We start from the raw sequence: 15441 nt of genomic DNA, 5'->3' as shown, positions 1-15441 counted from the left end.
GAAAAAAAAGTGTAAAAAAGTGCAAATTTATTTTGGGAAATTGAAAAACCGCTTTATATTTGCACCCGTAATGAGGCCGATGTAGCTCAGCTGGCTAGAGCAGCTGATTTGTAATCAGCAGGTCGTGGGTTCGAGTCCCTCTATCGGCTCAAAAAAAACGGAAACCATCATAGAAATGTGATGGTTTTTTTAATTATAGAGGGCAGTGTGATTTTTTTTTGGATTATTAAAAAACATTTTTATCTTTGCACTCGCAAAATAGGCCGATGTAGCTCAGCTGGCTAGAGCAGCTGATTTGTAATCAGCAGGTCGTGGGTTCGAGTCCCTCTATCGGCTCAAAAAACCATTCACTTAGTGAGTGGTTTTTTTTTGCGCAAAAGTCAATATTCCAAGTTTCAGGTTGGGTTTTGGAATTTTTTAATTGGCATTTCCATTTAAGAATATTTTTCCTATGTTTGTTGGATAACCTAAAAAAATACCTAATGGAAGAAACATCTGCATTTGAGAAATTTGAATTACAGCTGGATACTACAGCAAAAGATTTTGTGAAAGAAATAGCAAAATGGGCTTATTTTTTGTCAATCATTGGTTTTATCGGAATTGGACTTTTACTTATCATCGCGGTTTTTGCGGGTGCAATTTTTTCAGCAATGGGAAGCACGATGCCTGGAATGGGAGCTTATGGAGGTTCTTTTGGTGCAGCAATGGGGGCTATTTATTTTTTAATGGCTGCTTTTTATTTCTTTCCAGTTTATTACCTGTTTAAGTTTAGTTCAAATGCTAAAAAAGCTTTTAGAGATAATGACTCAGAAGCTTTAACTTCTTCATTTGGATATTTAAAATCACATTATAAATTCATAGGGATTCTTATGATTGTTTTATTGGCGATTTACGCGCTTTTTTTCTTGTTTGCGGTACTTGGAGGTCTAATGGCGAGATAATTTGTTTAAAACCTATAATTGTAAATAAAAAATGCCCTGAAATTTTCAGGGCATTCTTTTTTATTAAGCTTTAACAGAAATTATTCTGCTGTTTGTGGTGTTGTCTGCTGTTCTTTTTTAAGATCGCTTACATATTTTGTTAGTTTCTTTCCGTAAAATGATTTGGCTACTTTAGGAGTCATCGATTTCTGAATAGTATCTAGAAATTTTAAATTGATGTCGTAAATCTCTGCTAATGCAATGTATGGCGCAACTTCATAGTCTTTGTTGTTTAAAGCGAAGTTTGTAGCGTACAAGTATTTTCTTTTGATGTTAGACTCTTGTAATTTGGTAATACTGTCTACTGCTTTTTGATCTTGTCTTTTTAATGCTCTAAAACGTGGTTCTACCAATGAAAGATTCTCGTCTGTAAAACGACTGTTGATTTTTGAGTATTGTTCGTATAATTCGTGATTTTTTGAACCTGTAATTTTAGCATCAGAAATGTAACGGTCCAAATTCGTTTGGATGTTGATGTTTCCTGGTTCTGCAAAGAATAAAATATTATTGTCTAACGAATTGGTAACGCCACGATCTAAAAATAAATACAATACTTGTGGCGAATCTAATGTAATATTGCTCTCAAAAGCTGAATTCCCATCTATTTTGATACTGTCGATTGCTACAAGTGCAGTGTCAACAATTTTTTGGATATATAGTGTTCCTTTTTTTAATCCTTTAACATTTCCGGTAATATGTACATTACCAGTAGTTTCTTTTTTGCTGCATGATGCCAGCAGGGCAAGCGTAACAAAAGCAATTAATGTTTTTTTCATTGGTGGTTTATTAGATTTGGGTGCAAAATAAAGAAAATAGTTTAAATGTAAAGAGGTGGTCGTTTTATTTTTGTAAAAAAAAAATAAATCCCAATCTATTTCTAAATTGGGATTTAAAGTATAGTGTGAAAAGGTGTTACATTGATAAATTGAATGAAGCTCCATTTTCGTGTGTGTAAGTGTAAAGAGCATCACAGTCGTTATTTCCATAATCTATAACACCGTTTAAAATACCTCCTTGAATTTGTAACTGCCCTTTAGAGATAAAAGTGCAAGAGTATTTTTTAGTTAAAGGTTCTTTAACTGTCAGTGTAAGTGTTCCTCCATTTGATCCTGTTACCGTATGAGTTCCTTCAGTAATCTCATAAACATTATCGGATAATACATAAGGCGTGTCAACTCCTGCCGTTTGTCTTGTGGTGTAAGTTCCAGAATTAGTGTAAACACCGCCTTGCAAGTCGGTTAATTTTCCGTTTGTTACTTTTCGGGTCCATTGTGGTACTGTTGCAACAGTTGTGGTGTTTGTGTATTCGATAGTTCCCTCTAATTTAATGTTGTTAATGGAGTAATCTACTCTTTTAATTGTCATCTTGCTTCCAGTTGTAGTAAGCGGGCCAGTAAGGGTTACTTCAAGTTTTCCTTTTCGTGTAAGATTGTTGTCGTCTTTACAGCCGGTTCCGAAATCTATTAAAATCACTTTAGGATATTCTCCTCCGTTTGGTGTAGTTATGGTAACAGCGGCACAGACTCCAACAACAGTTTCAGTCATTTTTGCTGTTGCAGTAGAGGTTGCCACTGCCAGACCAGTATTAAGATCCATTTCGTTTGAAGTATCAATTGCGATTGATGCTCCAATGCTGGTTAAATCTGTTGAAGCGATGCCTTCATTGCTGTCGTTCGAACAGGAAAAAAATAGAAATGCACCTAAACAAATCGTGGTTAATAATATAGCGGTTTTTTTCATAGTGGTATTTGCGGTTTTGTGTTAGATAAAAAGGCAATCAAATTTACTAAAAAAATGAATCCTAAATAAAAAATCCTGTAAGCTTTTGTTACAGGATATTATAACGTCTTTTTGAAGAAAAAAGTATGAGCAACGTAAAAAATATTATTTTATTGTTGAAAATCTTATACGGATTTGTAATAATCGCTTTTAGCCTTACGGATTTTCTTGTATTCTTCCCAGTTAAAACGGTTTAAAAAATCGGCAGCGTTTTGTGCTCCTCGGATAAATAAATCGATTTTAGCATCTTCGGTCAGATTGAAATTGAGCCAGTTATGCGTTCCTGTGTCGATGTAACCTATCAAGTGTTTAAAGTCGGGATTTTTCCTTAAAAATTCGGCATCATAGCCATATCTTGCCGTATCAAACATGGAACTGATTAGATTCGAGAATTTCTCATTTGTATTGATTTCGTTTTTATCATAACCTAATTTAATTCCAAAAGTGGGAGATGCGGGAACATTAAAGTTTTCATGAAAAATATCAATCGGGAAGTTGGAGATAATACCGCCATCCATAAACAGAACTTCAGACGGAACTGAGGTTCTAAGGCAAGTGGCTTCATTCCATCTGTTCCAGGAATCTACTCCGCCAGGAATATTTTTGATTTTGAATGGTGTAAAAAATAATGGAATCGACATAGAAGCCCTAACAAAATCGGCTGGATTTTGAACATCTGGATTCGAGTAAAATAAATCGACCATTTTTGGGAAAACGATTTTACTTTCGGTAGTTATATCCGCAGCGATAATGGCCATTTCGCTCCAATGATCTACTCTTTTGTATTCTTCTTTTTTGCCTTGATCGTTTATTCGAAATAATTTGTTTTTGTCTGAAACGCCTTTTTTTCTTAGAGCTTTTAAATGGCCGTAGTTTTTTATTCCTTTCTGCGAAAGTAAATTAGTCATCCATTGGTGGAAATTATTTCCTGGATTCAAGCCTAAATCATCTTTAAAGTTATCTACAACCTGAACGCCTCTCATAATTAGCTTTAAATTTCCAGCATCACTCAGCAATGCATCGATAAACTGGCGGGCATCGCGATCTCCATCAACAAAATCATAAAGGTTTTTATTGCAAAGACAGTCCAAAATCCATTCTGATTTTTCGATGTCGCAAGTTCCTGCAGCTGCCATTAACATGGTATTGATGCTTCCTGCTGAAGTTCCTGCCAGACTTAGAAATCGAATTCCCATTTTTTCTAAAACGTAGACATAGCCAATTAAGGCAATTCCGAGAACACCGCCACCTTCTTGAACAAGATCAACATATTGATAGTTATTATTGTCCGTGATATCTGAGAATTTCTTGTTTCTAATGTTATCTCTTAAATCGTTAATAATTGCTAGAACTGTTCCGTTTTCTGTAAATTTCTTCTTATCCATGATTTCTAGAATTTTGATTTTAATTTGTTGGTTTTCAAAATTATAGAAACAATTATTCTGAGAACAGGGGAGAATTCCCCTTTTTTTAAGCTGTTTTAAGAACAAAAAAATCCCGCAAAACTGAATTTGCAGGATTTTGAAAAATATTCTTTTGAATGATTATTTGATCATTTCAAAACTTCTTTTTACGAAAGCAGTTAAAGCTTCACCTTTTAATAAGTTTTGAGATAATTTAGCCAAGTCTAAAGCTTGTTTTACTAAATGCTCCTGGTGTACTTTATCTTCAGTATTTAAGATGCTTGAAGCTAAATCTGAATTTGTGTTTACAACCAAATTGTACATTTCTGGCATATTACCCATTCCGAACATACCGCCACCTGTCTGGCTCATTTCTTTCATTCTACGCATAAATTCTGGCTGCGTGATTAAGAAAGGTGCAGCTTGGCTGTCCATAGCTTCCAATTGAACACTGTATGCTTTTGGAATATAAGCTTCTAATGAAGTTTTCAAAGTAGCTTTTTCATCTTCAGATAATCTTGAAATCGTGTTTTCGTCTTTTTTGATCAAATTATCAATATGATCAGAGTCAACACGTACAAAAGTTACGTCTTTATTATCGTTTTCAATTTTCTGAATCAAATGCGAGATAATTGGAGAGTCTAAAAGTAATACTTCGTAACCTTTATCTTTTGCTGCTTCAATGTAAGAGTGTTGTGCATCTTTATTTCCAGCGTAAAGAACAACTAATTTACCGTCTTTGTCTGTTTGGTTTTCTTTTAGTTTTTCTTTTAACTCGTCTAAAGTGAAATAAGTATCGTCTACAGTTGGGTATAAAACGAATGCACCCGCTTTTTCGTAGAACTTATCTTCAGAAAGCATTCCGTACTCTAGAACGATTTTAATATCATTCCATTTTGCTTCAAAGTCAGCACGGTTTTCGTTAAATAAAGCTTTTAATTTATCAGCTACTTTACGAGTAATGTAGTTTGATATTTTCTTAACCGCTCCGTCTGCCTGTAGACCAGAACGAGAAACGTTCAACGGAATATCTGGAGAATCGATAACACCTTTTAGCATTGTCAAGAATTCAGGAACAATTCCTTCTACGTTATCTGTAACGTAAACTTGGTTCTGGTACAGCTGAATTTTGTCTTTTTGGATTTGCATATCAGATCCTAACTTAGGGAAGTATAAAATTCCGGTTAAGTTAAACGGATAATCTACATTTAAGTGAATGTGGAATAACGGATCTTCAAATTGCATTGGATACAACTCTCTGTAGAAGTTTTTGTAATCTTCATCAGATAATTCAGAAGGCTGTTTTGTCCAAGCTGGATTTGGGTTGTTGATGATGTTGTCTGTTTCAACAGTTTCGTTCACGTAATCTTCTGGAGCATCTTCTGTTTTTGGAAGTGTTTCTGTTCTTGTTCCGAATTTAATTGGAATAGGCATAAATTTATTATACTTATTCAATAATCCGCTGATTTTAGAATCTTCTAAAAACTCAAGAGAATCTTCTGCAATGTGAAGAATGATTTCTGTACCACGTGAAGTTTTGTCAGCTGGCTCTAAAGTAAATTCAGGGCTTCCATCGCAAGTCCAATGCGCAGCTGGTTCGTCTTTGTATGATTTTGTGATGATTTCTACTTTTTCAGCCACCATAAAAGCAGAATAGAAACCAAGACCAAAGTGTCCGATAATTCCAGAATCTTTTGCAGAATCTTTGTATTTGTCTAAGAATTCTTCAGCTCCAGAAAAAGCCACTTGGTTGATGTATTTTTCCACTTCATCAGCAGTCATACCCAAACCTTGGTCAATAATGTGGATTTTTTTACCTTCTTTATCAATTTTTACTTCGATAATTGGGTTTCCATATTCTACTTTAGCTTCACCAATACTGATAAGGTGTTTTAGTTTTAAAGTAGCATCAGTTCCGTTTGAAATTAACTCTCTAAGGAAGATTTCATGGTCACTGTATAAGAACTTTTTGATTAAGGGAAAGATGTTTTCTACCGAAACATTAATTTTACCTGTTGTCATATTTTATTTATTTTTTGATTTAACTTGATGATTTTCATTTCTTCAAATAAAATACCAATTGTTTTTAGGGTGACAAAATGTCGGAAGTGTTAATTTTGAAAGAAAATAAATAGATTCTAGAATGATAAATATCTCTACGAATCGTATATTTGTGGTACAATAATTGTTAAAAAAGCAAAATATTAATCTATAAAAAATTGTATAAAATGAAGAAAGGTATTTTTATATGCTTGATTGCCGTGATGTTTTTCGCGTGTAAGTCAGCTTCGTCAACGTCTTCAACAGACACAACACTTTCAAAAAAATTAGACAGACCTACTCAAGTAGCGTTGAAAGGAAATTGGGTGCTTACCAATGTGTCTTATCCAGGTTCAGATTACATTAAAGTGAATTCATTTGATTTAGCAGATTCAAAATGTTTTATCGGAAGTACTTGGAGCTTTATTTCAAACAACAATAAAGGAACAATGGCTTTAACATCGCCAAGTTGTACTGGATTTTCTTCACCAATTGTATGGAGTATCAACAACCAAGGAATGTTTATTCTTAAAATTCTTGATGCTGGAGAAAAAGCCAAGAAAGTAAGAGATGGTTATTTGCTTAAAGTTGCTGGTGTAACCGAAAGTTCATTCCAATTAATTGATAATATCAATGTTGGTGGTCAGGTAAAAGATGTTGTTTACCAATTTCAAAGAGCTAATTAATATTTTAAAGAAATAAAAGATGAGAAAGATAACTGTTTTAGGTTTATGTAGTTTATTGGTATTAACTAGTTTTTTCACTAGTTGTGATTCAGTAAAGAATGCCAATAATACTCAAAAAGGTGCCGGAATTGGTGCTGTGGCTGGAGGTGTAATTGGTGCTGTTTTAGGAAATAATATCGGTCGTGGTGGAAACGCGGCTTTAGGTGCTGCAATTGGTGCTGCCGTTGGTGGTGGAACCGGAGCGCTTATTGGAAACAAAATGGATAAACAAGCTCGTGAAATCGATCAGGCGCTTCCAGGTGCTTCTGTAGAAAGAGTTGGAGAAGGTATTCACTTGACTCTGAATGAAAATTCAGTTCGTTTTGATACTAATAAATCGACTTTAACTTCTACAGCAAAAGCTAATTTAGATAAATTGGTTCCAGTGTTTAACGAATATGGAGATACTGATATTCAGATTTTTGGTTACACTGATAACACAGGAAAACCAGAATATAACTTAACACTTTCTGGACAAAGAGCAGCTTCCGTACAAGCCTATTTAGTGGCAAAAGGATTAAAATCTAGCCGTTTCAAAACTTCAGGTTTAGGAATTGCAGATCCAATTGCAACAAATGATACTCCAGAAGGAAGAGCTCAAAACCGTCGTGTTGAATTCTCAATTACTGCAAACGACAAAATGGTAAATGACGCAAAAGCAGAAGCTGGAAAATAATTTCAGACAAAATAAAATATAAAAAAAAGCTGTTTCTTAAATGAAGCAGCTTTTTTTTGTGCGAAGAAGAAAATCAAATAAATTATTGGTTTGCCACTTTTTCATGAAAAGAATATAGTTGGTTTCCCTTAGCAATAACCTCTTCTAAATCTTTTCCTAATACTATTTCTTCCGTTTCTTTAGTTTCTTTTCCAAGTCCTTTTTCTGCGATATAAACTAGAAACCAATACGGGTATTCATTTGTGGTATCTATTTGTTCTGGTTTAATTTCAGAAAGTTTGTCTTTTAGTTTTTTAAAATCAAAACTGTAGGCAAGTGAATACAATTTATATAATTCTAAGCGCTGTTTGTCTCGTTCATAATTGAGATCTTTTTTATTGAGTAAGTTTTGCGCTTCTTCTAAATATTCAATGCTTGTTTTTAATATTTTACCTTTAATGTTTTTATCTACTAACAAAGAGTATTCATAATATTTTTGCGATACTTTAAGCGCAGGATAAAAATTCTTGTTTTTGTAAAAATTGATTAATTCTAAAGATAAAAACTCAGTTGATAACGCAAATCTGTCTAATTCATTTCTTAAAGGTTTCGGATCAAGATACCCAGTAAAGCTATGTACCACTTTGCCATTTCCATCCATTATAATCATGTTTGGAATTCCTCTAATACCGTATTTATTGGCTAAATCTCGATTTGCATCCACATTTATTTTAACTTTTACAAAATCCTCCAATACCATTTCGACTTCTTCGTTATTCCAAGATCTTTTGTCCATTTCCTTACATGGGCGACACCATGATGCCCAAAAATCGACAATCATCAATTTGTTAGTTCCCAAAGCGATTTTTTGCGCTTCTTCAAAAGAGGTAAACCATGTTGACGCCGCACATATTTGAGTTATAAGTAAGAATGTTATGATTGTATGCTTTTTCATTTAATCTTTGGTTTTATTCGCCTATTGGACAATAATTTAATAGAAATACACGATAAACATTTACATTTCCTTTTTTCTTTTCACTAAAATCAACAATATAAAATACTTTTGGCTTTGAAAGCAACTCACAAACAATATATTCCTCTTTAAACTTCTTTAAGAAATTAATTCCAACGATATTAAGCTTATTTTTCCTTAAGAAAGAACTATTTTCTATCCTAGTATCAATTACAGGATGATTTTTATCTGTCAATGAATTTTTACGGTCAGGTTTGCTAAATATTAATAGGTTTGATTTGTCTTTTTCTTTTAAATCTAGAGCAAAAAGATATTCTCTGAAATTATCCGTGTAAATATTCCTTTTTGTTTTCTTATGATTTTTAAAAGCAATATAAACAGTATCTAATTTCTTTATATAATCTGTTTTTTGGCAAAATACAATATTTGAAATTAATAAGAGAATTAATATTTTTTTCATTTATAAATTATTTATCTGATTCAGTATGCCCATATTCTATATATTTAGTAAACAGTTTCCATTGGTCAGAATCTTTTGGAAAATCTATTTTAAAACAAGTAGCTTCTTCTAAGCCATTTATAGAGAGATATTTATAGTCATTCCGAATCCATTGGGTAGATGTTAGTGGATTTGTTGTTGGATGCATTGTATATTACGTTTCTAAAATGTTTTTCCCTGTTTGAGTTGTCACTAAATCTCTAATCTCAGATAATACCTTTTGCATAATAGGAATCATTTACTATAAATAAAATCATGCTGTTTAGCTTACATTTGGATACATAATTCTTTATTTTTCAAAATCAATAAACCATCTAATGCCATATTTAAGTTTCTATTCTTTAGTGTAACATAAATTAAGAGATATTACTCTGTAAAGCATTACATTTTTATGATTCTTTTCTGAATAATCAATAATATATATTGTTTTTAGCTGATTAAAAATTTCACAAGAAACGTCTTGATAGTCAAAGTTATTTAACATATCTATTTTAATTGTTTTTCTTTTATGCTTTCTTAAAAATGATTTATTAACAACGGTATTGTCCGATGTTCTATTCTTGTCAATTTCAAAGCGGAAAGTTTGAAGTTTTTTTTTCTTAAAATTGAAAAAATATCCTTTATTCTTAAATCCGTTTTTCTCTTCGGGATATTCAATTTTTATATTGTACTTTCCTTTTTTAAAAGGGATATAGATAGTATCCAGTTTTTTTAAATGTTCATAGTTTTGAGAGTATATATTATTTGTTAAAAATATAAAGAACAGTATTTTTATGTATTGCATAATAAATCAAATTTAGTGTTGTAAATCGTCATGACCGTATTTTACATAGTTTCCTAATAAATTCCATTGATCTGAACCTACAGGGAAATCTATTTTAAAACAATTAACTTCGTCTAAGCCACTTAAAGAGAGGTATTTGTAATATTCGTCCCAATTCCAAGGAGTTGAAGTCATAGGTGTTATAGTGGGATGCATTGTTCGTGCCTGCACTTCAGTCCTTCCTGTTTGAGTTGTCACTAAATCTCTAATCTCAGATAGTGCCTTTTGCATAGTAGGAATCATTTTACTATACATAAAATCATGTTGCTCATTAACAGTTGGATACATTGTATCTAGAATTTTTACAAAATCTGCGCCAACACTAGGGTTATTTGCTTTTACGAAAAGATATGCGTGTATACATTCGTGTAAAATGGTTTTGGCATTTTCTATATTTGTTTGGCTCATTGTAGTTCCCGAAATCAATATTTGTTTACTAACTTTTATTGTCAGCGCTTTTGTTATAGGGTCCTGACTTGTTGTTGCATGAACCTCTTTTTTTGAGGGATCATTATTTTCATAAACATGGTCATTAATTTCAAATTTAACGTTAAATCTGTCGCTATTGTTAAATATGTCTAAAAATAATTTTCTAAACTCTAGTGATTTCGTTAAATAATCATAAATGGTATTGAATTTTTCCCCCTCAGTAGTAGCATTTGTAATAGCTGTTCGGTCAATATTCATTGGTGATTTAAATGAAGCTGGAATGTCTAAATTTACTGCATCATAGCCTAAACTGATGATATAATTTCCAAAATATATACTTTCAAAGGAGAAATCATTTTTCACTAAATTATCAAAAATTCCAGTGTGAATTTCATAAGGTAATTCAGAAAGATTAAAGACGTTTAGTTTAGTTAAAGCCCCTCTAACTTTACTTTGAGATATTGCATCAAAATTATGAAGGTTGAGATAATTAAAACTTAATTCATGCGCTTTTTCAGATAAATTAAAAAAATCACTTCTTAAAATCTTTGGATATATACTTTTTATAAATTTAGTTCCAGGTGTCACGACTGGAGTTGTATATATACTACTTCCCGATACTGGACCTTGATTACCGCTAAAAGTACCTGTTCCCCAGCCACTATTGCCTCCGTCAAGATCTGTACCTGTTTCTATTTCTGTACTAGTTTGCGAACAGACTTTTGCAATAGATATGTAGCCCCCCGAATAGGGGTTTGATTGATAGAATCCTACATTTTCTCCCTGGTCAGGAGTAATATCTACCCATACTTCTATAGACCAGCATGTTGCAGTTGGTTTTCCAGTGAAATTAGGCTTGCTAGATGTTATAAGTGTATAGTTGGCCTTTTGTACAGCTATATCTTCGATTGTCATCGCTTTTAACTCTTCTTCTGTAAAATTGTATTGTACTCTATAGGCATCATACTCACCATTTTCTTTTTGAGTAAATAATAAATTTTCTACCTTAGAGTTATCATCATCAGTGATTATCTGAAATGTGTAAGACTTTTGTCCATTCTCAGCTACAATTTCTTTTCCTGAAGTGTCATCAAAGTAGAAATCATTTAACGGATCATAGATTAGTTTACCGCTAAGATTTGACTTTTTAGGTTTTATTTTACCAGCTATGTTTAAAAGTTCTGTATCGTGTGATAGACTGCTTAATGAAACCTCACGTACAGTAAAATTGTATTTTGTTTTGGTTTTGGAAGAATCTTGCTCAGAATCTTTCTCACAGCTGCTGAAAGGAATAAATATAAATAATAATAAAAAGCTTAGAATTTTTTTAAATAATTGGTTCATGGTTTTTAGGATAAATACTGATTAAATTTTTGTTAAATATATAAAAATAATAGTACAAAAAACAAAACTATGGATTGGCGCCGCTTTTTTTTGACTTTAGAAATTAAACATTGTAAATTTGACCTCTCATATTACAACTCATGCTTGACATTCAAAATATATCTTTTACTTATACCGACAGCCCCGTTATAAAAAACATCTCTTTTTCTATAGAGAAAGGTCAGAACATTGCTGTTATTGGAGAAAGTGGCTGCGGAAAAAGTACGCTGCTTAAACTTATATACGGTTTGTATGATTTAGATGAAGGAAATATCTCTTACGAAGGGAAACCTATTTTGGGACCAAAATTTAATCTGATTCCCGGAATGCCGTATATGAAATATCTGGCGCAGGATTTTGATTTGTCTCCGTATGAAACTGTTGCAGAAAACGTAGGTAAGTTTCTTTCGAATGGTTTTGCCAACATGAAAAAACTGCGTGTTCAGGAATTGCTCGAAATGGTAGAAATGGATTCGTTTGCTAATGTGAAAACTAAGTTTTTGAGTGGTGGACAGCAGCAACGTGTAGCATTGGTTAGAGTTCTAGCTCTGGAACCAGAAGTAATTTTACTGGATGAACCATTCAGCCAGATTGATGCTTTTAGAAAAAATGCGCTTCGCCGTAACTTGTTCCGTTATTTAAAGCAAAAAGGAATTACTTGTATCATTGCAACACATGACAGTACAGATGCTTTGTCTTTTGCAGATCAAGCGATTGTAATGCGAAATGGAGAAGTGCTTGTTAAAGATGATCCTTCAAAAATTTATGAAGATCCAAAAATAAAATATGTCGCTTCATTATTTGGTGAAGTAAATGAAATTCCAACACATTTGTTATTGCCTTACGAAGACGAAACACATAAAACATTGGTGTATCCACATCAGTTTAAAATGGTTTCGGAATCTAAATTGATGGTAAAAATTAGAAGAACTTATTTTAGAGGAAGTCATTATTTAATTGAAACCGTTTACAAAAGACAGTTAATCTTTTTTGAAAGCGAAATAGATTTACCTTTGGAGCAAGAAGTATTTTTAGCTTTAAACTATTTATAAAAAAATAACCCGACAGTTTTCACTCTATCGGGTTGAAAAATATTTAATTCTTATGATAAACCCGACAGTTTAAACCTGTGGGGTTTGTTTTTTTTAGGATATGATTGAAATTAGTTTTTCAAATATTTCTCCAAAAACTGATCTTGCTCCCAAAGTAGATGTAAGATGTTTTCTTTTGCTACATAACCATGCGATTCTTTTGGTAAAATAACCATTCTTGCAGGCGCGCCTAAACCTTTTAAAGCTTGGAAGTAACGTTCTGTCTGCAGTGTGAAAGTTCCGGGATTATTATCGGCTTCCCCATGAACCAATAAAATTGGAGTTTTCATTTTGTCAGCATTCATAAAAGGCGACATGGTGTTGTATACTTCTGGAACTTCCCAGTAATTACGCTGTTCAGTTTGAAAACCAAACGGAGTTAATGTTCTGTTATAAGCACCGCTTCTTGCAATTCCGCAGGCAAAAAGATTAGAATGCGTTAATAAGTTCGCTGTCATAAAAGCACCATACGAATGTCCGCCGACAGCTACTTTTTTACGATTAATATAGCCTAAAGCATCTACAGCATCAATGGCAGCAGCAGCGTTGTCTACTAACTGAGAAATAAAATTATCGTTTGGTTCTGTAGTCCCTTCTCCAATAATTGGAAAAGCAGCATCGTCTAGAACCACATAGCCTTTGGTAACCCAATAAACAAAAGATCCGTAATATGGAAATGTAAATTCGTTTGAGTTTTGGGTAGATTGTGAAGCACTGTTTCTGTCTTTATATTCCGCTGGATAAGCCCAGATTAAAAGTGGCAGTTTTTCTTTTTTCGTTTTATCATAACCAGCAGGAAGATATAAAGTTCCAGAAAGTTCTAATCCGTCTTTACGTTTGTATTTGATGACTTCCTTGCTGACGTTTTTAATGCTTTCAAACGGATTTTTAAACGCTGTAATTGGAGTTAAACTATTTTGTTTTTTAATATTTCTGAAATAGTAATTTGGATACTCTGTTTTAGACTGAATTAATACCAAAACTTTACCCGTTTTAAAATCCTGAATTTCGTAAATATCTTCTTTTTTGTCTTTATAAGGAGAAGTATAAATTCGTTTGGTTTGTAATGTTTTGAAGTTAAATTCATCTATAAAAGGAAATTGCCCTTCTTTTGTATATCCTTCTCCAATTCTGTAAAGATTATCTTTTTCGATAGCCAGAACAGGTTTGTTGTATTCATTTTTTTTGGTTTCAAAAAAACCTGGATCAGAATAAACATCCTGAGAGTTTCTATCCGTAATTAGTTTTGGCTGCTGACTTGGATTCGATGGATTTATTAAATACGTTTTAGTATTTCTAGTATCATACCATTCATCAGAAAGAACAGCAAGATTATCATTCCCCCAAGTAATATCAGTAAAACGCTGTGGTGTTTTTACTAATGAAGAAGCTTCTGTATCGAAAGGAGCATCCCAAAGAAAAACCTCATCTCTAAAATCAACTTTATTGGCAGGATCACCTTCATCTAATGCTACTACATAAGCAAGAGTTGCTGGTTTATCGTTTCTCCAGGCCATTTCTCTTTTTCCTTTTCGAACTGCCATAAAACCTTTTGGCATAATTTCGTTTAATGGTACTTCGTTAACTGTTTTGATCTCTTTTCCTCTAAGATCATAAACGACGGTTTTAGAAGGAAAACGGTTTAAAGGAACAACATAAGAAAAGGGTTTCTGAATTGTAGTCAGCATAATGTAATTACCATCTGGCGAAATTCTTTCGCCAGCAAACATTGCAGCTTCTTTAAACAAAACGGCATCTCCGTTTAATTTAATTTTATACAATTCAGAAGTAATGCTGTTTTCAAAATTAACCTCATCATTTTTGTTTTTTAACATGTCAGGATAGGTTCTGTTTTGAGATTTTTCTCCAGAAGTATTGGATACAATTGGTCCTGTTGGTAAATCTTTTTTAGAGTCCAAAAGAGCTGGTTTGTTTTTTGGAAGCATTTTTACCAAAATCGTTTCATTGTCTGAAAACCAGCTGAACGGATTTCCTAAATTAGCATTTACTTTTGCTTCAGTAAGTTTTGTAGCTTTTGCAGATTCAACATCTATAACCCAAAGTTCTACACCTGTAGCGGCAGTATTAGAAAATAGAATTTTTTTATCGTTTGGAGACCAAAGGATATTGGCAATTTTTGGATTATCTGGTAAACCTGAAACTTGAATTTCTTCTTTGCCCGTTACTTTTCTAAGTTTAAGATTATTGAAATACGTTGCCGTGCTTGAAATGTTGGTCACCGGATTAATTCGTAAACCAGCCAAACGAACTTCGTCCTGATTTAGATCGTCAAGTGTTTTGTAGGTGTTGCGATACATAAAAAGTATATTTTCTTTTTTGGTATCCATAAATACACTTGGAGCTCTTTGATAATCGGCTAAATCGAGAATTGACTTTGAAGGTTTTTGATAGGTTAGATTTTCTTGAGCGAAAGAATAAGATCCAAAACTTAAAAGTAAGAATAAGGTAATCTTTAATTTCATAATTTGAGTTTTATGGGTTTGAAAAATAGGTATTCAAAAATGTTTGTCTAAAATACTTTTGTCTTGTTACATTTTAGTTCTTATTTTTAATTTTTTTCAGAGAATAACACAAAATGTTGCTTTATCAAAATATAAAACCATTCAAAGCAATGTATAATTAGATGATATTAAATTGCTA

At 32.7% G+C, this 15441-nt stretch carries 13 protein-coding genes and 2 tRNA genes; 6 read left to right on the top strand and 9 right to left on the bottom strand.

The features are described 5' to 3' along the window. The first annotated feature begins 75 nt into the window (after nucleotides 1–75). The 3 genes from BM289_RS18880 to BM289_RS18870 all read left to right on the top strand — a co-directional run bounded on the left by BM289_RS18880 (nucleotide 76) and on the right by BM289_RS18870 (nucleotide 941). Nucleotides 76–149, top strand: a tRNA-Thr gene (locus BM289_RS18880). Nucleotides 150–262: 113 nt separating this feature from the next. Further along, nucleotides 263–336, top strand: a tRNA-Thr gene (locus tag BM289_RS18875). A 146-nt stretch (nucleotides 337–482) separates the two neighbouring features. Continuing rightward, entirely contained in the window at nucleotides 483–941 is a 459-nt protein-coding gene (locus tag BM289_RS18870) for a DUF5362 family protein (protein ID WP_091496452.1), read from the top strand. Nucleotides 942–1021: 80 nt separating this feature from the next. Here the strand turns inward: BM289_RS18870 and BM289_RS18865 are convergent, their stop codons facing one another. The 4 genes from BM289_RS18865 to htpG form a co-directional block, all read right to left on the bottom strand. Next, on the bottom strand, nucleotides 1022–1756 hold the full coding sequence (locus tag BM289_RS18865; protein WP_091496779.1) for a DUF4369 domain-containing protein: 735 nt from the start codon (nucleotides 1754–1756) through the stop codon (nucleotides 1022–1024). Between the two features lie 136 nt (nucleotides 1757–1892). After that, nucleotides 1893–2720: a hypothetical protein gene (locus tag BM289_RS18860; RefSeq protein WP_091496450.1), complete on the bottom strand. Its 828-nt coding sequence runs from the start codon at nucleotides 2718–2720 to the stop codon at nucleotides 1893–1895. 164 nt (nucleotides 2721–2884) lie between these two features. Then, nucleotides 2885–4144: a patatin-like phospholipase family protein gene (locus tag BM289_RS18855; protein ID WP_091496447.1), complete on the bottom strand. Its 1260-nt coding sequence runs from the start codon at nucleotides 4142–4144 to the stop codon at nucleotides 2885–2887. A 159-nt stretch (nucleotides 4145–4303) separates the two neighbouring features. Next, entirely contained in the window at nucleotides 4304–6184 is a 1881-nt protein-coding gene (gene htpG, locus BM289_RS18850) for a molecular chaperone HtpG (RefSeq protein ID WP_091496445.1), read from the bottom strand. A gap of 206 nt (nucleotides 6185–6390) precedes the next feature. Between htpG and BM289_RS18845 the strand changes: the two genes are divergently transcribed. Beyond that, the gene (locus BM289_RS18845; RefSeq protein WP_091496443.1) at nucleotides 6391–6888 is read left to right on the top strand and encodes a lipocalin family protein; all 498 of its coding nucleotides are present in this window, start codon (nucleotides 6391–6393) and stop codon (nucleotides 6886–6888) included. 19 nt (nucleotides 6889–6907) lie between these two features. Further along, nucleotides 6908–7603, top strand: coding sequence for a YiaD family glycine zipper/OmpA-like lipoprotein (locus tag BM289_RS18840; protein ID WP_091496441.1), 696 nt, complete (start codon nucleotides 6908–6910; stop codon nucleotides 7601–7603). Between the two features lie 82 nt (nucleotides 7604–7685). Here BM289_RS18840 and BM289_RS18835 read toward each other — a convergent pair whose 3' ends face one another. From BM289_RS18835 to BM289_RS18815, 4 genes are all read right to left on the bottom strand, one after another. Then, entirely contained in the window at nucleotides 7686–8537 is an 852-nt protein-coding gene (locus tag BM289_RS18835; RefSeq protein WP_091496439.1) for a thioredoxin family protein, read from the bottom strand. Nucleotides 8538–8550: 13 nt separating this feature from the next. Next, complete coding sequence (locus tag BM289_RS18830) at nucleotides 8551–9015, bottom strand: hypothetical protein (RefSeq protein WP_091496437.1); 465 nt, start codon at nucleotides 9013–9015, stop codon at nucleotides 8551–8553. 373 nt (nucleotides 9016–9388) lie between these two features. Continuing rightward, nucleotides 9389–9838: a hypothetical protein gene (locus BM289_RS18820; protein WP_091496433.1), complete on the bottom strand. Its 450-nt coding sequence runs from the start codon at nucleotides 9836–9838 to the stop codon at nucleotides 9389–9391. 12 nt (nucleotides 9839–9850) lie between these two features. Then, nucleotides 9851–11650, bottom strand: coding sequence for a hypothetical protein (locus tag BM289_RS18815; protein ID WP_091496431.1), 1800 nt, complete (start codon nucleotides 11648–11650; stop codon nucleotides 9851–9853). A 140-nt stretch (nucleotides 11651–11790) separates the two neighbouring features. Between BM289_RS18815 and BM289_RS18810 the strand changes: the two genes are divergently transcribed. Further along, nucleotides 11791–12741 carry an ABC transporter ATP-binding protein gene (locus tag BM289_RS18810; RefSeq protein WP_091496429.1) on the top strand — a complete coding sequence of 317 codons (951 nt, stop codon included), beginning with the start codon at nucleotides 11791–11793 and terminating at the stop codon, nucleotides 12739–12741. A 110-nt stretch (nucleotides 12742–12851) separates the two neighbouring features. Here BM289_RS18810 and BM289_RS18805 read toward each other — a convergent pair whose 3' ends face one another. After that, a complete protein-coding gene (locus BM289_RS18805) occupies nucleotides 12852–15263 on the bottom strand; it encodes an alpha/beta hydrolase family protein (protein ID WP_091496427.1) in 2412 nt (803 codons plus the stop codon). Nucleotides 15264–15441 lie beyond the last annotated feature (178 nt).

This window comes from Flavobacterium phragmitis, assembly GCF_900112575.1.
Taxonomy (GTDB): Bacteria; Bacteroidota; Bacteroidia; order Flavobacteriales; family Flavobacteriaceae; genus Flavobacterium; species Flavobacterium phragmitis.
Note: the sequence above shows the minus strand (reverse complement) of the source record. Positions and strands in the feature narration are given on the sequence as shown.